The sequence below is a fragment of the Micromonospora chokoriensis genome (assembly GCF_900091505.1).
In the GTDB taxonomy this organism is placed as follows: domain Bacteria; phylum Actinomycetota; class Actinomycetes; order Mycobacteriales; family Micromonosporaceae; genus Micromonospora; species Micromonospora chokoriensis.
Window position 1 is genome coordinate 3,051,472 of the sequence record NZ_LT607409.1, and the last position, 17,748, is coordinate 3,069,219.

At 71.8% G+C, this 17,748-nt stretch carries 17 protein-coding genes; 11 read left to right on the forward strand and 6 right to left on the reverse strand.

Going from position 1 to position 17,748, the window contains the following annotated elements; all coding sequences use genetic code 11:
• Nucleotides 1-5 precede the first annotated feature (5 nt).
• Complete coding sequence (locus GA0070612_RS14465) at nt 6-314, forward strand: hypothetical protein (protein ID WP_088988363.1); 309 nt, start codon at nt 6-8, stop codon at nt 312-314.
• A 260-nt stretch (nt 315-574) separates the two neighbouring features.
• Complete coding sequence (locus GA0070612_RS14470; RefSeq protein ID WP_088988364.1) at nt 575-1,255, forward strand: lysophospholipid acyltransferase family protein; 681 nt, start codon at nt 575-577, stop codon at nt 1,253-1,255.
• A 6-nt stretch (nt 1,256-1,261) separates the two neighbouring features.
• Here GA0070612_RS14470 and GA0070612_RS14475 read toward each other — a convergent pair whose 3' ends face one another.
• Nucleotides 1,262-4,798 (reverse strand): adenylate/guanylate cyclase domain-containing protein, encoded by a 3,537-nt coding sequence (locus GA0070612_RS14475; RefSeq protein WP_231924635.1) that lies wholly within the window; start codon nt 4,796-4,798, stop codon nt 1,262-1,264.
• A gap of 152 nt (nt 4,799-4,950) precedes the next feature.
• On the opposite strand from GA0070612_RS14475, the gene GA0070612_RS14480 reads away from it, so the two are divergent.
• Nucleotides 4,951-5,148, forward strand: coding sequence for a hypothetical protein (locus tag GA0070612_RS14480; RefSeq protein WP_088949427.1), 198 nt, complete (start codon nt 4,951-4,953; stop codon nt 5,146-5,148).
• Nucleotides 5,149-5,223: 75 nt separating this feature from the next.
• Here the strand turns inward: GA0070612_RS14480 and GA0070612_RS14485 are convergent, their stop codons facing one another.
• Nucleotides 5,224-5,916, reverse strand: a complete 693-nt coding sequence (locus GA0070612_RS14485; RefSeq protein ID WP_088988366.1) for a Crp/Fnr family transcriptional regulator — start codon at nt 5,914-5,916, stop codon at nt 5,224-5,226.
• Between the two features lie 220 nt (nt 5,917-6,136).
• Here GA0070612_RS14485 and GA0070612_RS14490 point away from each other — a divergent pair, with 220 nt between their 5' ends.
• The 5 genes from GA0070612_RS14490 to GA0070612_RS14510 all read left to right on the forward strand — a co-directional run bounded on the left by GA0070612_RS14490 (nt 6,137) and on the right by GA0070612_RS14510 (nt 9,943).
• Nucleotides 6,137-6,634 (forward strand): polyadenylate-specific 3'-exoribonuclease AS, encoded by a 498-nt coding sequence (locus GA0070612_RS14490; protein ID WP_088988367.1) that lies wholly within the window; start codon nt 6,137-6,139, stop codon nt 6,632-6,634.
• A gap of 78 nt (nt 6,635-6,712) precedes the next feature.
• The gene (locus GA0070612_RS14495) at nt 6,713-7,216 is read left to right on the forward strand and encodes a pyridoxamine 5'-phosphate oxidase family protein (protein WP_088988368.1); all 504 of its coding nucleotides are present in this window, start codon (nt 6,713-6,715) and stop codon (nt 7,214-7,216) included.
• A gap of 159 nt (nt 7,217-7,375) precedes the next feature.
• Entirely contained in the window at nt 7,376-8,404 is a 1,029-nt protein-coding gene (locus GA0070612_RS14500) for a 6-phosphofructokinase (RefSeq protein WP_088988369.1), read from the forward strand.
• Between the two features lie 71 nt (nt 8,405-8,475).
• The gene (gene proC, locus GA0070612_RS14505; protein ID WP_088988370.1) at nt 8,476-9,294 is read left to right on the forward strand and encodes a pyrroline-5-carboxylate reductase; all 819 of its coding nucleotides are present in this window, start codon (nt 8,476-8,478) and stop codon (nt 9,292-9,294) included.
• A gap of 298 nt (nt 9,295-9,592) precedes the next feature.
• The gene (locus tag GA0070612_RS14510) at nt 9,593-9,943 is read left to right on the forward strand and encodes a DUF2203 domain-containing protein (RefSeq protein ID WP_088988371.1); all 351 of its coding nucleotides are present in this window, start codon (nt 9,593-9,595) and stop codon (nt 9,941-9,943) included.
• A gap of 385 nt (nt 9,944-10,328) precedes the next feature.
• On the opposite strand, the gene GA0070612_RS14515 is transcribed toward GA0070612_RS14510, so the two are convergent.
• Both GA0070612_RS14515 and GA0070612_RS14520 read right to left on the reverse strand, forming a co-directional pair.
• On the reverse strand, nt 10,329-11,006 hold the full coding sequence (locus tag GA0070612_RS14515) for a class F sortase (RefSeq protein WP_231924562.1): 678 nt from the start codon (nt 11,004-11,006) through the stop codon (nt 10,329-10,331).
• Nucleotides 11,003-11,872 (reverse strand): DUF4397 domain-containing protein, encoded by an 870-nt coding sequence (locus GA0070612_RS14520; protein ID WP_088988372.1) that lies wholly within the window; start codon nt 11,870-11,872, stop codon nt 11,003-11,005. The genes GA0070612_RS14515 and GA0070612_RS14520 overlap by 4 nt, the downstream gene beginning before the upstream one ends.
• 262 nt (nt 11,873-12,134) lie before the next feature.
• Here GA0070612_RS14520 and GA0070612_RS14525 point away from each other — a divergent pair, with 262 nt between their 5' ends.
• Entirely contained in the window at nt 12,135-13,736 is a 1,602-nt protein-coding gene (locus GA0070612_RS14525; protein ID WP_157742477.1) for a glycosyltransferase 87 family protein, read from the forward strand.
• Between the two features lie 28 nt (nt 13,737-13,764).
• Here GA0070612_RS14525 and GA0070612_RS14530 read toward each other — a convergent pair whose 3' ends face one another.
• Both GA0070612_RS14530 and GA0070612_RS14535 read right to left on the reverse strand, forming a co-directional pair.
• Nucleotides 13,765-14,439 carry an NADPH-dependent F420 reductase gene (locus GA0070612_RS14530; protein WP_088988374.1) on the reverse strand — a complete coding sequence of 225 codons (675 nt, stop codon included), beginning with the start codon at nt 14,437-14,439 and terminating at the stop codon, nt 13,765-13,767.
• Nucleotides 14,440-14,697: 258 nt separating this feature from the next.
• Nucleotides 14,698-15,186, reverse strand: coding sequence for a glutathione peroxidase (locus GA0070612_RS14535; protein WP_088988375.1), 489 nt, complete (start codon nt 15,184-15,186; stop codon nt 14,698-14,700).
• 155 nt (nt 15,187-15,341) lie between these two features.
• On the opposite strand from GA0070612_RS14535, the gene GA0070612_RS14540 reads away from it, so the two are divergent.
• Nucleotides 15,342-16,967 carry a glycosyl hydrolase family 18 protein gene (locus GA0070612_RS14540; protein WP_088988376.1) on the forward strand — a complete coding sequence of 542 codons (1,626 nt, stop codon included), beginning with the start codon at nt 15,342-15,344 and terminating at the stop codon, nt 16,965-16,967.
• A gap of 181 nt (nt 16,968-17,148) precedes the next feature.
• Nucleotides 17,149-17,661, forward strand: coding sequence for a nuclear transport factor 2 family protein (locus GA0070612_RS14545; protein ID WP_088991506.1), 513 nt, complete (start codon nt 17,149-17,151; stop codon nt 17,659-17,661).
• Nucleotides 17,662-17,748: the final 87 nt, after the last annotated feature.

The window sequence follows — 17,748 nt, forward strand, 5'->3', positions numbered from 1 at the left end:
CGCGTGTGACTGCTGACGAGCACGAGGAACTGGACCTACCACCGCGGTTCCAGAGCTTCGCCGATCGTCACCATCTCGAATACCGACAGAGGCCGCCCGGGATCACGCTCTATCTGGGCCTGGGTTCGACCTTCCTGGGGTTCCTGTTCGGCGTCGGGCCCGTGGAGCCCGGTGACCGTACCCTCGGCTACCTGATGCTGGGCGGCGGTGCGGTGCTCCTCGTCGCCTCGTGGGCACTGCACCGACGTATGCGCAGGCGGGAGGAGGAGCTGTACCGCGAGTACCTACAGTGGAAGGAACGGCAGGGTGAGTAGCCGGCCGCATCGAGGTTTGATCCACTCCGGTTCGGCGAACTCGTGGTATCCCAGCGCCAGGGATACCCCCACATCGGTGAAACCGAGTCGATCAACCCCGCACTCGACGAGTGGGAAGTGGCTCGTCTCTGCGAGGATCACCTGGATGAATGTCGACCCGTTCACTCGAACGGGGCCGGAAGGCATGTTCGCTTCGGCGGCCTGGTGGCGGCGTCCCCGGGCCTGACGCTGTCGCGGGCACACCACGGGAAAGGACGCCGGTGCTCTACTGGCTGTTGAAGTACGTGCTCCTCGGTCCGCTGCTCAAGCTGATCTTCCGCCCACGGGTGGAGGGGCTGCACCACGTGCCGGCGACCGGCCCGGTGATCCTGGCGAGCAACCACCTCTCCTTCTTCGACTCGATCTTCATTCCGTTGATCGTCTCGCGGAGGGTCACCTTCGTGGCCAAGGCGGAGTACTTCACCGGCAAGGGGATCAAGGGCCGGTTGATGAAGATGTTCTTCGTCGGCACCGGCACGATCCCGGTGGACCGCTCCGGCGGTCAGGCCGCCCGCGCCGCCCTGGACACCCAGCTGCGGGTGCTGCGCGCGCAGGGAGTGGCCGGCATCTACCCCGAGGGCACCCGCTCCCCGGACGGGCGGCTCTACCGGGGCAAGACCGGTGTGGCCCGGCTGGCCCTGGAGAGCGGCGCGGTGGTGGTGCCGGTGGCGATGCTCAACGCCGACGAACTCCAGCCCCCCGGCCGGCTCCTCCCGCGGGTCGGCCAGGTGCGGGTCCGCTTCGGCGCGCCGCTGGACTTCGCCCGCTACGCGGGGCTGGCCGGCGACCGGTTCGTCGAGCGCGCGGTCACCGACGAGGTCATGTACGAGTTGATGGAGCTCTCCGGTCGCGAGTACGTCGACATCTACGCGCAGAAACTCAAGACGCCGGTCGCCGCCTGACGCGGCTCAACACGCGACCGCCGGCCCGGTCGGGGTGATCGGGCGACCGGCCAGCGCGAGCAGGCCGGGGGCGTCGTTGCGCAACGCGAAGACGCGTACCTCGGCGAGGGTCTCCCGTGCGCCCGCCGGGTCGCCGGCCCGGGTCAGCTCCGCCGCCGCGAACGCCAACGCCAGCACCCGGTCGCTCACGTCCGGGATCCGCCCGTAGGTCTCGGCGGCGGCCAGGTGCAGCTCGGCGGAGCGTTGGTGGTCGCCGTCCTCCGCCGCCAGGGCCGCCGTCACCGTCCGCAACGCCGCCTCCGACCAGGGCGTGCGGTGCCCGACCTGGCCGAGCATCGTGCGGACCCGCACCGCCGCGTCCCGACCGCTCAGAGCTGCGGCGTACGCGGCGGCGGCGATCCACTCCCCGCTGGCCAGCGCCGGCACCGCCGACCAGCACCGGTCCAGCTCCTCGATCAGCTCCGCCGCCTCGGCCTCGCGCCCCTGCAACGCCCGGCACAACGCGGCCATGCTCAGCATCGTCCAGTGCAGCCGGTGGAACCCGCTGCGTCGCGCGGTGTCCAACGCGTCGGCCAGGTCGTCCGGATCGTCGTCGTCGCGCAGCACCAGCAGACAGCAGCGCAGCCCACGCACCTGCATGTCCCAACTGCCGGTGGGCGTGTCCACGAACGCCTCCGCCGCCGTGAGCAACCGCCCGAAGTCACCGTCGAACCAGGCACGCATCGCCTCGGCCGAATAGCTGGTGGTCAGGGTCTGACCGCTGGCGGTCCGCGCCGGCGCGGCCGAGAGCAGGGCGTTGGAGCGCAGCCAGTCGCCCTCCTCGCGGATCGCGTACGCGAGGTTCTGGGTGGCCCGGGGCAACGCCAGCAGTTGACCGGCCCGGGCGAACTCGACGATCGCGTGCAGCTCGTCCAGGCCCACCCGGTCGCCGGACTGGTAACGGGCCGTGGCCGCGGTGATCCGCGCGTTGGTGCGGGTCTCGGTCAGGCCCAACCGCTCGGCGATCTCCGCCGCCGTGTCCGCCGCCGCCACGGCCGGGTCCCGCTCGTAGTTGAGCATGTGCAGCCGGCCCATCTCCGCGTACGCGTCCGCCTTCTGCGGGCTGTCCGGCAACGGCTCGAACAGCTGCACCGCGCGGTCCAGGCAGGCCAACGCGTCACCACGGTCGGCCCGTAGCCAGGCGGCCTGGCCGAGCAGCGTCCACGCCCGCGCGGCGCAGGCGTCGTCGCCGTGCGACAGCAACCGGTCGGCGAGCGTGTGCACCTGCTCCGCCCCACCCCCGGACAGGAACGCGTTGCCGTCGCGGTAGAACGAGATCTCGGTGCTCAACAACTCCAACTGGAGTCGACCCACCGGGTCGTCGTCGTCGGCCAGGCCGAGAGCCCGGCCCGCATGGCTGGCCGCGGCGTCCAGCCCGTGCAGCGCGTACGCCCGGCGGGCCGCCCGGTGCAGCGCCTGCCGCGCCGGCCCGGCGTAGCGCCGCACCTCCATGCCCAGCGAACGGGCGATCTCGTGGGCCGCCCAGCGGTGGTGGGCGAGCACCTCGGCCAGGTCGGTGTCGCGGGAGTGCGACAGCGCGTCCAGCCAGTCGGCGGCCCGCTCGTGCCGGGCCACCCGCTCGGTACGCGGCAACCGCTGGTAACAGACGTCCCGGACCAGGACGTGACGGAACCGGAACTCCGCCTGCCCGGCCATCGTCGACGCCGACTGCTCGTGCACGAAGTCGCGCTGCTCCAGTCGGCGCAGCGAGCGCTCGACCGACTCGACCGGCTGACCGAGCGCGGCGGCGACCGCACCGGGCCAGAACTGCACCCCGACCACCGACGCGGCCAGCAGCACCGCGCGGTCCTTGGCGTCCAGCAGGTCCACCCGGTTCGCGATCACCGCGTGCACGCTCTCCGGCATGGTCAGCTCAAGGTGCTTGTCCAGCGACCATCCCCGCCCGGACTGCCGCAGCGCCCCCTGCTCGATCAACATCCGGACGTACTCGTGCGCGTAGAGCGGGTTGCCTCCGGCCACCTCGATCAGCGGGCTCAGCATGTCGGCGGAGAACGCGGCCTGGCCGAACAGGTGCGCGTACAGGGCCGCGATGCCGGTGTCGCGCAGGGGCGGCAGGGTGATGGTCACCGAGCCGGTGATCGTCCCGGCCCAGCTCGGGTCCCGGTCGACCAGCTCCGGACGCGCGGTGCAGAGCAGCAGCAGCGGCACGTCGCGGGCCGCCGCCCCGAGCAGCTCCACGAAGCGCAGCATCGCGTCGTCGGCCCAGTGCAGGTCCTCGAAGACCAGCACCGTGGGTCGTCGGGTGGCCAGCGCCAGCAGGAAGCGCCGCCATGCCGACTCCGCCTCCTCGGCCGGCAGCGGCGTGCCGGGCAGCCCGACCAGCGGGCGCAACGCGTCCACCACCCGGTCCCGTTCACCCGGGCCGATCAGCTCGCTCACGGCGGCGGCCAACCGCTGGGCGGCGCTGCCCGCCGGGTCGGTGTCGAGGATGCCCGCCTCGGACTTGACGATGTCGGCGAGCGCCGCGAAGGTGACGTTCTCACCGAACGGCGGGCAGCGGCCCGTCCGCCAGGTCAGCGGCTCGTCGACCAGCCGGCCGGTGTGCCGGTACAGCTCCCGCAGCAGCCGGCTCTTGCCGATGCCGGCCCGACCGAAGATCGTCACCACCTGCGGTCGACGGTCGCGCAGCGACCTGTGCAACGCGTTGACGAGCATGCCCAGCTCGTGTTCGCGGTCGACCAACGGGGTGGTGTCCGGCTCCCGGTCGGTGGGCTGGCGGCGCAGGGGGGAGAGCGCCAACCACACCTCGGTCGGCGACGACCGGCCGCGCAGGGTGACCGGGGGCTGTTCCTCGTAGCGGATCGCGTCCTTGGTGAGCGTGTGGGTGGTGCCACAGACCAGCACGCCGCCCGGTGGCGCGACGGACTGCATCCGGGACGCGGTGTTCACCACGTCGCCGGCGACGATCGCCTGCCCACCGTCGCGGGCGGCGGCGACGTCCACCAGGGCCTCGCCGGTGGCCACGCCGACCCGGAACCGCAGCTCGGTGCTGCCGGTCGGCGCGAACCGGGTGAGCACCCGTTGCAGTTCGAGACCCGCCCGTACGCAGCGCAACGCGTCGGTCTCGGTGGCGATCGGGGCACCGAAGAGCGCCATCACCGCGTCCCCGATGTACTTCTCCACCACCCCGCCGTACTGACCGACCACCCGGCGGGCGGCGGAGAAGAAACCGGTCTGCATGCCCCGGACCTGCTCGGGGTCGGCACGCTCGACGTACGGCGTGAAGTCGATCAGGTCCACGAAGAGCACGCTCACCCGGCGGCGGTCCTCCTGCGGATGGACCGGGGCCGGTCGCTCGGCGCCGGGCCGCGGCGACCCGCACGACGTGCAGAACGTGACGTCCGAGGCGAGTGGACGCAGGCAGTGTGGGCACACAGCCCCCAGTTCGGCGCCGCAGCCACCGCAGAAACGGTCTCCGTCGGCGGCCGTGCGTCCACAGCGTCCACACTGCGCGGCGATGACACCTCCCCCAGAGGCGAACAGGTCGACGCCGATGGCGTCCCCGCCGGGAATTATCGCCCTCGTCCGCCGCTGTCAGGTACCGGCCTGTTGGCTTGTGGACAGTCCACCAAGGGACCAGAGCGACTAGATTCAGGCGGCCAGATATCGAGCAGCGACCAGAGGGGGACAGGTCAATGGTGTACGTCAAGCTGGAGAGCGACTGGACCGACGGCAACGGGGTCAGCCACTCCGCGGGCGACTCGGTGGACGTCGACGCGGCCACGCTCGCCACGCTCCAGGCCGAGGGCATCGTCAGCGAGCAGTCGCACGGCCCGGGCGGCGACGGCAAGGGCCCGGACAAGTGGGCCGGGCCGGGCAGCTCCGGGGTGTGACCCCACGCCGGTGACGGATACGAAACGGCCGGGTCGCCCGTAGGCGACCCGGGCGTTTCGCGTGTGCGCCTGGTGTCAGCGGTCGCTCATGCCGGCGCGGCGGCGCAGCGCGGCCACGTCGGTCACCACGATCCGACGCCCTTCGGTACGCAGCCAGCCACGGCTAGCGAACGAGCCGATCGCCTGGTTGACGCTCTGCCGGGAGCCCCCGGCCATCTCGGCCAACTGACTCTGGTTGAGCTCGATGGTGATCATCGGTGCCTGGCTCTCGCCGGCCAACCGGACCAGCGTCTTGGCCACCCGGCCGGGCAGGTCGAGGAAGACATGGTCGGCGTTCTGCTCGGTGAGCCGGCGGATCAGCCCACCCAACGAGCGCATCACCGCGTCCAGGATGCGAGGGTTGGAGTGCACCAGCTCCATGAACGCGCCCCGGGACAGTGCGAGCGCCGCGCAGTCCTCGATGGCCTCGGCCGACGCGGACCGGGTCGACGCGTCGAGCAGGGAGACCTCGCCGAGCACATCGGGTGGTCGGATCACCGACAACACGGCCCGCTCACCGGTCGGTGCGGTGCGGAAGACCGCCACCGCTCCGCGGCGCAGCACGATCAGTGACTCGCCCGGGTCGTTCTCCACGAAGAGCAACTGGCCCTTGCGGTAGGTGCGGGGAACGGCGGCGGCGATGACACGCTGCCGTACCTCGGGCTCCAACCCGGCGAACATCTCGACACCCGTGAGCGCGTCACCCGGCTCCGGAAGGCGCATCTCCACGGCCCAACCCCTCCCCGGTCATGGACCACAAACTCGCTCACCGGGTGAACCTGATGGCCCTGACAAGGTGAACTGACACCGATTCGGCGTCCGGTAGCGGTACACATCAGATCATGACGGTCCGGTCGCTTGCTGTACACCCCTCGAAGCACTTCCGTGACCGTCGCGGGCTCGACCCCCGCCGGGAACGGCCGCGCGGCGGTGGGCGAAGATGCCCGGAATGGTCTACCGCTACTTCTACGACTGCGAGTTCATCGAGGACGGCACCACCGTCGACCTCGTCTCGATCGGTGTCGTCGACGAGTACGGCCGCGAGTTCTACGCGGTCTCCACCGAGTTCGACGACTCCCGCGCCGTGCCCTGGGTCCGCCGCAACGTGCTGGACAAGCTGCCGTCCCCGGCGGACCGGGCCTGGCGCTCGCGGGAGCGCATCCGCGACGACCTGTACGACTTCCTCATCGAGCCGATCCGGGACCGGCCGGGGGAGCAGTTGGAGCTGTGGGCCTGGTACGCCGCGTACGACCACGTGGTGCTCGCCCAGCTCTGGGGTGCGATGCCGGCGCTGCCCCGGGAGATCCCCCGCTACACCAAGGAGCTGCGGCAACTCTGGGACGACAGGGGCCGGCCGACCCTGCCGGACGCGGACGCGGCCCGGCACGACGCCCTGGTCGACGCCCGGCACAACCTGGCCCGCTGGCGGGCGATGACGACCCGCTGACCGCCAGTCGTAGCTCCGTAGGTTTGACCGGTTCTGTCCCGGGCATCGGTTCGGCGAACCGAAGCGGAGGAGAGTGCCATGAGCAACGAGCCGACCAGCGCCGCAGAGTCCCGCGTCCGGATCACCGAGCTGGCTCGGGCCGCCCGGATCTGCATGCTCACCACGATCGCGCTCGACGGTCGGCAGGTGAGCCGGCCGATGGGGCTCCAGGAGGTCGAGTTCGACGGCGACCTCTGGTTCTTCGCCTACGCCGACTCGGCCAAGGTCCGCCAACTCCGGGTGAACCCGGAGGTCAACGTCGCCTTCTCCGACCAGAAGCACCACGCCTGGGTGTCGATCTCGGGGACCGCCACCGAGGGGTTCGACCGGGCTCGGGCCGAGCGGTTGTGGAGCCCGCTGCTCAAGGCCTGGTTCCCCGACGGGCTGGACACCCCCGGTCTCACGCTGATCAAGGTGCACGCCACCTCGGCCGAGTACTGGGACTCCCCGGGCAGCACTGTGGTCAACCTCCTCGGCTACGCGAAGGCAGCGGTCACCGGCCGACCACCGAAGGCCGGTGAGAACCACGAGGTGACCTTCTGAGTCGGGTCGCCACCGGGGCGCGCTGTCGCCGTACCTGCGGGCCGACTACAGTTCGCAGGGACGGCCCGCCCCGGGCCGGCAACGGCGCCGATGGTCTGACCTGACACATACCCTGGGGCAATTCGGGCTTTACCTGATGCTCCAGGAGGATGACGGATCATGCGTATCGGCGTGCTCACCGGCGGCGGCGACTGCCCCGGCCTCAATGCGGTCATCCGGGCGGTGGTCCGCAAGGGTGTCGCCACCTACGGTCACGAGTTCGTGGGCTTCCGGGACGGCTGGAAGGGCCCGCTGGAGGGTCTGACCCGTCCGCTGGGCATCGCCGACGTCCGCGGCATCCTGCCCCGCGGCGGCACCATCCTCGGCTCGTCCCGGACCAACCCGTTCAAGATCGAGAACGGCGTCGAGCGGATCAAGGACAACCTCGCCGAGCAGGGCGTGGACGCGCTCATCGCGATCGGCGGCGAGGACACCCTCGGCGTCGCCACCAAGCTGCACGAGCTGGGCGTCAACGTCGTCGGCGTGCCGAAGACGATCGACAACGACCTCGGCGCCACCGACTACACCTTCGGCTTCGACACCGCTGTCAACATCGCGATGGAGGCCATCGACCGCCTGCACACCACCGCGGAGAGCCACCACCGCACCCTGGTCGTCGAGGTCATGGGCCGGCACGCCGGCTGGATCGCCCTGCACGCCGGCCTGGCCGGCGGCGCCAACGTGATCCTGCTGCCCGAGCGGCAGTTCGACGTCGAGCAGGTGGCCGGCTACGTCGAGAAGCGCTTCCAGCACCAGTACGCCCCGATCGTCGTGGTCGCCGAGGGCGCCCAGCCGCTCGACGGCCAGATGGTGCTGCACAACCAGGAGCTCGACGCGTTCGGCCACGTCCGCCTCGGCGGCATCGGTCAGTGGCTCGCCGAGCAGCTGGAGGCCAAGACCGGCAAGGAGGCCCGCACTGTCGTGCTCGGCCACATCCAGCGCGGTGGCACTCCGACCGCCTTCGACCGGGTGCTCGCCACCCGTCTGGGCCTGCAGGCCATCGACGCGGTCAACGACGCCGACTGGGGCAAGATGGTCGCGATGCAGAGCACCGACATCGTCCGGGTGCCCCTCGCCGAGGCCACCCGCGAGCTGAAGACCGTGCCGCTGGAGCGGTACGCCGAGGCCGAGGTCTTCTTCGGCAGCTGATCGACGGTCGGCGGCGCGGCGGGCCTGCGGGTCCGCCGCGCCGCGACCCGACGCGAGGGGGTACGACCGAGATGTCAGCCGGGGTGCACACGGTCGCGGTCATCGGCGCGGGCAAGATCGGCGAGCTGATGCTCTCCGGGCTGCTGCGTTCGGGATGGCCCGTGGACAAGCTGCTGGCCACCGCCCGCCGGCCGGCCCGCGCCGAGGAGTTGACCGCCCGCTACGGCGTACGGGTGGTCGACAACCTGACGGCGGTGGACGAGGCGGCCGTGCTCGCGGTCTCGGTCAAGCCGCAGGACGCCGCCGCGCTGCTCGACGAGATCGGCCCCAAGGTGCCGGCCGACAAGCTCGTCATCTCGCTCTGCGCCGGCCTACCCACCAGCTTCTTCAGCCGTCGGCTGCCCGACGGCACCCCCGTGGTCCGGGTGATGACCAACACCCCGGCGCTCGTCGACGAGGCGATGACCGCGATCTCGGCGGGCGCGTACGCCACCGGCGCCCACCTGGCGCTCGCCGAGGAGATGTTCAAGCCGCTCGGTCAGACGATCCGGGTGCCCGAGTCGCAGCAGGACGCGGTCACCGCGCTCTCCGGCTCCGGCCCGGCCTACTTCTACCTGCTGGTCGAGGCCATGATCGACGCGGGGATCCTGCTCGGGTTGCCCCGGCAGGTGGCCCACGAGCTGATCGTGCAGACCGCGATCGGCTCCGCGGTGATGCTGCGCGACTCCAGCGAACACCCGGTGAAGCTCCGCGAGGCGGTCACCTCGCCCGCCGGCACCACCATCTCCGCCATTCGCGAGTTGGAGAAGCACGGGGTGCGCGCCGCCCTGCTCGCCGCACTGGAGGCCGCCCGCGACCGGGCCCGCGAGTTGGCCGCCCAGGCCGACTGAGCGTTCTTCGCGCCCGGCGACGAGCTGATCTGGCGTTCCGGGCCCTCGGTGGTGCCGGGTTCCGGGCGCTCGGTGGTGCCGGCGTTCTTCGCGCGGTGAGGAGCTGTTCTGGGGTTCCGGGCGTTCGGTGGTTCCGGGTTCCGGGCGCTCGGTGGTGCCGGCGTTCTTCGCGCGGCGACTACCTGATCTGGCGTTCCGGGCCCTCGGTGGTTCCGGCCGGTTGGGCTCTTCGGGTGCGGGTCGGGCGGTCGGGCGTTCCGGGCTCGTGGCGGGGCCGGGCGTGCCGCATACTGGCGCGGTGTTCACACTTGCCCAGGCCCGGCACCTGGTGGCCACGCTGCAACCGCGCGTCGACGAGTTGATCCGGGTCCGGGCCGACCTGGCCGAGCTGCGTGCCGACCTCGCCGACCACGGCGTCAGCGCCCTCGGCGGGCTGGCCGAGGTGAAGGGCCTGGAGGCCCGGCTGCACGCCGTCGTCGACGAGCTGCACCAGCACGACATCCAGGTCAAGGGCATCGCTCCGGTGCTGCTCGACTTCCCCGGCGAGCGCGAAGGCCGCGCGGTGCTCTGGTGCTGGCTCGAGGGCGATTCCGACGTGCGCTGGTACCACCGCGCCGAGTGCGGCTTCGCCGGCCGCCGTCCACTCTGACGCGCCCGGCCTGCCGTCGTGCCCGGCCTGCCGTCGTGCCCGGCCTGCCGTCGTGCCCGGCCTGCCGTCGTGCCCGGCCTGCCGTCGTGCCCGGCCGTGCCGCCGGCCTTGGTCCACTCGCGTTCACGGAAATCGCGGTATCCGAGCGCGGCGGACACCCCGGGCTCCTTGAACCCGTGTTGATCTAGCGGGGCGCGGCTCAGCCCGCCGCGCCCTGCCGCCGACCTGCCCGCTGTCGCGCCTTGATCCACTCGAGGTCGCCGAAAACGCGGTATCCGAGCGCGGGGATACCGCCAGTTCGGCGACCTCAAGTGGATCAGGGCTGGTGGGGCTCGGACTGCCGCGATCCTGACGCGGATCAGGGCTGGATGAGGCCGGGTGTGGCTCAGCCCGCTGCTGGCTTCGGCGGGACCGGGTCGGAGGTCTCGGCCACCGCGAACACCACGACGTTGTCCCGGTAGTGCCCACTCCGCCGGTCGAACGCACCCCCGCAGGTGACCAGGCGCAGCTCCGGGTTGGGCGTCGGGCCGTACACCACGGAGGTCGGGAACTGGTCCTTGCGGGTCCGCAGCGAGCCGGTCACCCGGAACACCAGCCGCTGCCCACCGCGCCACACCTCCACCGGGTCGCCGGGCCGCAGTTCGCCGAGTCGGGCGAAGACCGCCGGGCCGCGTCGCGAGTCCAGGTGGCCAGCGAGCACGGCCGGGCCGGTGTCGCCGGGTGCCGGACCGCCGCCGTACCAGCCGGCGATGTCGAAGTCGGCGGGCGGGATCAGTGCCCCGGCCTGGTCCAAGCCCAGCACCGTGAGCGTGGAGTCGACTCTGATGCGCGGTACGCGTACCCGCGTGGGTGGTCCCTGTGGGGTGGGCGCGGCGCCCACCGGCGGGCAGTCGTCGGCGCAGCCGGGGTGCCAGGTCGCGACCGGCGGCGCCGGGCCGGTGGTGGCCAGCCCGACCCCGATGCTGGCGGCGAGGCACACCGCCGCGCTGGCCGCGACCAGCGCGGCCAGCGGCACCCGGCGGTCGCGGTGCCGCCGGATCGACGGGCCCGGCCCGGCGCTCACCAGGTGGTGCGCCGCCGCCGACGCCAGAGCAGCAACGCCACCGCCCCGGCCGCCGCGGCCAGGGCGCCGGCCACCACTGGGTACGCGTCGAGCCCGGTCCGGACGGTGCCGCCGGCGCCGGTGTCCACCCCGCCGGCGGGGACGACGGTGCCGCCCTCGGCGTCGCGGCGCAGCTCGGCGGTGAGCCCACCCTGCTTCGCGTCGAGCACCAGCAGTGAGTAGACAGCGCCGCCGGTGAGGCGCACCTCGGCATCGGTGCTCGGGCCACCGGCGCCGGTCAGCTTCAGCCGCCACCTGCCCGGCTCGACCTGCTGGTAGTCGGTCGTCGTCGCGAACTGCACGCCGTCGGCGATCATCGGGCCGTCGGCGGCGGCCACGTCGAGCATCGGGGTACGCACGGACGCCTGCACGACCCGCACCTTGGCGCGGCCGTCGGTGGGGGCGCTGAGGTCGTCGTTGAGCACCCGCAGGCCGAGGTCGGCGTGCCGGCCGACACCGGCCACCGTGAAGGCGTCGCCGCTGGTCACCGCGACTTCGGTGGTGAGCACCGGGGGATCGCTGGCGGGGGCGCCGGCCTCGCGCATCGCCACCGCGTACCGCCCGGGTGCCAGCTCCAGATAGTCGGACACCACGCCGTAGCCGACGCCGGGGAAGACCCTCGGTTTCGTGGCGCCGGGCGCGGCCAGGTAGACGTCGACGGCCGGGGTGTCGGGGGAGAGGTGGGCGAGCCGGACGTATCCGACGGTGTCCGCGCCCTTGGCGGCACCGGCCGGAACCGGGGCGCCGGTGGCAGCGAGGGCGGTGCCGAGCAGGAGCGCGCCGGTTCCGGCCAGCAGCCGGCGGGGCACGGTGCGGAGCGTGTGCATGTCGCCTCCGGAAGCACTTTCGGTGAGCGGACCACAACCCAGAGACAGGGTCCCGTTTACGGGACTGGGGCGCAAGTTGCCACGTCGATGTTTTTGCGCGCGCCGATCAGCGGGGCGCACTCGATGGTCGACTCCGTATCGGGGAGATGGCGTCCATCCCAAGTCGCCCACATCGCCGACCTGGAGTCGATCAGTCCCTCGGATCTACGAACGGGATGGCCGGCGGGCAACGGCAGCGGCCACGCCCGATTATCCTCGGTCGATGCGGGATCGCCGGGTGGCGCTGGTGTGGGCGGCCTTCGCCGTCGTCGCGCTGGTGTCCTGTGTGCTCGTCCTGAACCGCGCGGACCGGCTCTCCGACCTGCACATCTACTACGGCGCGTTGTCCGATCTGCGCGCTGGTCGGCCGCTGTACGAATACGAGGCGGCCAATGGTGGGCCGTTCACCTATCCGCCGTTCGCCGCACTGGTGCTGGGTCCGATCACCGCCGTGGGTGAGGGCGTACTCCAGGGGATCTGGTTGGTGGCGACGTGCGCGGCGGTGGTGGCCATCGCCGGGGCCGTCGGTGTCGCGCTGACCACCCGGCAGTCCCGGCGACCCCTCGTCGTGGCGGTGGCGGCCACGGTGCTGATGCTCTCCGCGCCGGTGCAGAGCAATCTGCGCTTCGGTCAGGTCAGCATCTTCATCGTGTTGATGGCCCTGCTCGACGGGATGGGCCTGGTCCCGGCCCGGCTGCGCGGGATCCTGGTCGGGGTCGCCTCGGCGATCAAGCTGACCCCGCTGCTGTTCGTGGTCTACTTCCTCGCCACGGGCCGCTATCGCGACGCGGGCCGTGCGGTGGCGACGTTCCTGGCGTGCGCGGTGGTCGCCGGGGTCGTGCTGCCCGCCGAAAGTTGGACGTACTGGACCGAGGCGGTGCGGCAGACCTCACGGATCGGCAACCTGGCGTCGCTGGGCAACCAGTCGGTGCACGGAATGCTGCTGCGCGTCGGCGTGGACGAGGCGACGTTGCCGGTGCTCTGGGCCGGCCTGGTGGCGCTGGTCTGCGCGGCGGCGCTGCTGCGGGCGCGACAGTTGACGCGACAGGGCCGCCCCGGGCATGCGGCGGTGCTCGTCGGCTGCGCCACCGTCGCCGCGTCCCCGGTGTCCTGGACCCACCACCAGGTGTGGCCGGTGCTCGCGGCGATGCTGCTGATCGGCGCGTCCGGCGTCACCCAGCGGGCGGCCGGGGGAGCGCTGCTCGCCGCCATGGTCGTCTCGCTGGGCGCGGTTCTCGGCCCGGTGTCGACGCGGCCGGGGGTGCAGTTCCTCTTCGAGAACGCCCGCGCGATCGGGGTGGGCCTGCTGTGCCTGGTCGGCTTCGGTGGCGTCGCGGTCGCCGCCTCCCGGGCGCACCGACGACCGGCCGGCGCGCGGGGCTGGTTGCGGGTGGGCGTGACGGCCACGGTGGCGGTCGCGTTCTTCGCCGTGCAGCCGTTGCCCGCCGGTGCGGATCCGACCTTCAAGGCGTACGCCCTCGACGACGTGGTCAACCCGCGATACTTTTTCGTCTGCCGTGGCCCGGTCGAATGCGCCGCCTACGGCACCGACGCGCCGGTCACCTTCGGCACCCGGGCCGAGAAGACCAAGGTGCGGGTCAACGGTGTGGTCTCCCCGCAGGTGACCCGGCTGGAGTATTTTTCCGCCCCGGGCGGACCGCCCCGGGCAATTCCGCTGCTCGACGCGTACCCGGGGAGCCGGACGTTCTCGTTCCGCTCGGCGAGCATGGCGCAGGGACGGCTCGTCGCGTACGCCTCGGACGACCGACCGATCGCGACCTACGACGAGGAACTCGCCGCCGCCCTCCGGGCGACCACCCGGTAGGCGGTCGTCCGGAGGGCGGTGGTGGTGCTCAGCGGGTGGCGGCGGCCAGCGCGGCGCGCAGTGTGTCGGCGTCGCCCGGAGCCGGGTGCTGCCAGTCGGTCGGCGAGGCGGAGTAGAGCGTGCCGTACGCCGGGGTGTCGGGCTGGTAGCGCCACCCGTCGGCGAGGGAGCCCACGTCGACGGCGTCGTAGCCGATCCGGTCGAGGAAGGCGGTCACCTCGGCCTTCGCGGCCTCGTCGTCGCCGGCGATGGCGAGGGCGCTGCGGTCGGCTGCGCCCGTCGGTCGGGCCAGCGTGGCCAGGGCCACGAAGTAGATGTTGTTGAAGACCTTGACCACCCGCGATTCCGGTAGGTGTCGCTGGAGCAGTTCGCTGCTGGTGGTCTCGCCGCTGTCCAGCTCCGGGAAGTTCCCGTCGCGCTGCGGGTAGTAGTTGTTGGTGTCGATGACGACCTTGCCGGCCAGTGGCTCCACGGGCACCGCGCGGTACGCCTTCAGCGGCACGCTGACCACCACCAGGTCGCCCACGCGCGCCGCGTCCTCCGAGGTGCCGGCGCTGGCGTGCCCGCCGAGGGCGTCGACCAGGTCGGTGAGGGTCTCCGGGCCCCGCGAGTTGCTCAGCACCACGTCGTAGCCGGCGTCGACGGCCAGCCGCGCCACGGTGCCACCGATGTTGCCGCTGCCGATCAGTCCCACAGTTGTCATGCTCGTTCCCAACTCCGCCCGACCGTGACGCATTCCCCACCGGTGCGGTGGGTTATTCGGGTTGCCCGGCTGCGCGGACTGCCGGGCGTGCGCCGTCTCGCCGAGCCGGCGTGCCCTGACCGCGCCCGCCGGCCCGTCCTGCCCAACCTACTGCTCACGCTGGTCGCCGACGGTGGCTCCGACGTGTTGATCAAGAGGTTCGCGTCAGCACGGGCACGTTTCTGACGCGAACCTCTTGGTCAACGCGGGCGGGGGTGGTCAGGCGGGGAGGGTCTTCTCGATGGCGATGCGGAGCTCGTCGGCGGCGGGCTCGACCGACGGGGCGAACCGGGCGGCCACTGTGCCGTCCGGCGCGACCAGGAACTTCTCGAAGTTCCACCGGACGTCCCCGGTGTGCCCGTCGGCGTCCGATGTGTCCACGAGCGCGGCGTAGAGGGGGTGCCGGTTGGGGCCGTTGACGTCGACCTTTTCGGTCAACGGGAAGGTGACCCCGTAGTTGACCTGGCAGAACTCACTGATCTCGGCGGCGCTGCCCGGCTCCTGCCCGGCGAACTGGTTGCACGGGACACCGAGCACCACCAGGCCGCGATCGGCGTAGGTCTCCGCGAGTTTCTGCAGGCCGGCGTACTGCGGGGTGAGGCCGCAGCGGGAGGCCACATTCACGACCAGCAACGCCTTGCCGCGGTGGCGGGCCAGGTCGGCAGGGCCGCCGCTGAGGGCATCGATCGGGGTGTCGAAGACGGTCATGAGGGGAGGCTACGCGCCGACCACCGGCGAGTCGGTGCGGGCGCTCCATGCACCAGGAGAAATCGAAACATGGACATCTTGACGAATTGATGACGGTGTGAGTACCGTCTCACCATCTCTTTTGGAAAGTTTCCTAACAGTTCGGGAGGCGCCGCATGAAAAGATCGCTCCGCCGGGCCCTCTGGGCCGGTGCCGTGGTCGCCGTGACCGTCGCAGCGGTGCCGGTGACCACCGCGTTCGGCGCCGGCACGGTCACCACCACCTTCACCAAGGCGCAGGACTGGGGGACCGGTCATGAGACGAGGGTGACCGTCACCAACGGATCGAGTGCCGCCATCAGCACCTGGCGCATCGAGTTCGACCTGCCGTCGGGCACCACCATCAGCAGCGCGTGGGACGCCGACATCACCAGCAGCGGCAACCACTACGTCGCGGTCAAGAAGAGCTGGGCCGGAGGCATCGCCCCGGGCGCCTCGTTCAGCTGGGGCTACAACGGCACCGGTGCGTACAAGGCGCCGCTGAACTGCACCATCAACGGCGCGGCGTGCGGCGGCGGCACCACCCCGCCGACCACCACCCCGCCGACCACGACGCCGCCCACCACCACGCCGCCGACCACGCCCCCGCCGACCACGCCCCCGCCGACCACGCCCCCGCCGGACACCGGCGGCAAGAAGGTCGTCGGCTACTTCGCCGAGTGGGGCGTCTACGGGCGCAACTACCACGTCAAGAACATCCAGACCAGCGGCTCGGCGGCGAAGCTGACCCACATCCTGTACGCCTTCGGCAACACCACCGGCGGTCGCTGCTCCATCGGTGACAGCTACGCCGACTACGAGAAGGCGTACACGGCCGCGGACAGCGTGGACGGCGTCGCCGACACCTGGGACCAGCCGCTGCGCGGCAGCTTCAACCAGCTGCGCAAGCTCAAGCTGCTCAACCCGCACCTCAAGGTGATCTGGTCGTTCGGCGGTTGGACCTGGTCCGGCGGCTTCACCCAGGCCGCGCAGAACCCGGCCGCCTTCGCCGAGAGCTGCTACAACCTGGTCGAGGACCCGCGCTGGGCCGACGTGTTCGACGGCATCGACGTCGACTGGGAGTACCCCAACGCCTGCGGTCTGACCTGTGACAGCAGCGGCCCGAACGCGTTCAAGAACGTGATCAGCGCCCTGCGGTCGAGGTTCGGATCCAGCGCCCTGGTCACCGCCGCCATCACCGCGGACGGCAGCAACGGCGGCAAGATCGACGCCACCGACTACGCCGGCGCGATCGGCAACCTCAACTGGCTGATGCCGATGACCTACGACTACTTCGGGGCCTTCGCCGCGCAGGGTCCGACGGCGCCGCACTCACCGCTGACGTCGTACACCGGCATCCCGCAGCAGGGCTTCAACTCCGACGCCGCGATCCAGAAGCTCAAGAGCAAGGGCGTCCCGGCCAACAAGCTGCTGCTCGGCATCGGCTTCTACGGCCGCGGCTGGACCGGCGTCACCCAGGCCACGCCGGGCGGCAGCGCCACCGGCGCGGCACCGGGCACCTACGAGGCGGGCATCGAGGACTACAAGGTCCTCAAGAACACCTGCCCGGCCACCGGCACGATCGCCGGCACCGCGTACGCCAAGTGCGGCAGCAACTGGTGGAGCTACGACACCCCGTCGACCATCAACGGCAAGATGACGTACGCGAAGAACCAGGGCCTCGGTGGCGCGTTCTTCTGGGAGCTCTCCGGTGACACCACCAATGGCGAGCTCATCGGCGCCATCAAGGGCGGCCTCGGCTGAGCCGAGGGCCGACGCACCACCCACACGGCGGGGAGGGGCCCGCACCGCCCCTCCCCGCTCGTGACCTGACGGCCCGGTCGACGTCCAGCGTCGGCCGGGCCGCCGTCGTTGGGCCGACCCGGCTCGATGTGGCAGACTCCCGGCTCGGCAGGTCTCGACGGCACCGTCGACGGAGGTGGTCATGCGCTCGACCCACCGCAGGCTGGCGGCGACCGCCGCCGGGCTGGTGCTGGTGCCCGTCGTCCTGGGCGGCTGCGGCATCGGCGGTGACGCCGAGGAGGAGCCCGCCACCAAGCCGGCGCGAGCCCCGGCCGAGGAGGCCGCCGCCCGCTCCCGCGAGCGTGTGCAGGCGTACCTCGACGCGATGACCGCGAAGGACGTCGCCGCCGGCCGGAGTCAGCTCTGCGCTCTCCTGCACGACAGCTTCGACCTGGGCGCCACCGGACCCAACGGTGACTTCGCCGATCACTTCCAGGTGCCCGAGGCGGCCATCACCGACATCCGGTCCGGTCCGTCCGGGCAGGAGGTCAGCGTGTCGGTCTCGGTCACCTCCGGTAAGCGCACCGTCGCCCGGCCGCTGGTGTTCACCGTCACCCGCGACGGCGGCGACTGGTGCATCGCCGCGGAGGCTCCGGGCGGGACGTCGGTCGCCAGCCCGACGCCCAAGGGGATCGTCCCCTCGCCCGAGTCCTGACCAGCGTCCGGCGGATTGATCTCCCACCTGCCGGAACCGTCCCCCTCGCCGCCCGGTCACCCCGACGGTCGCCGTACGCTTTCTGTC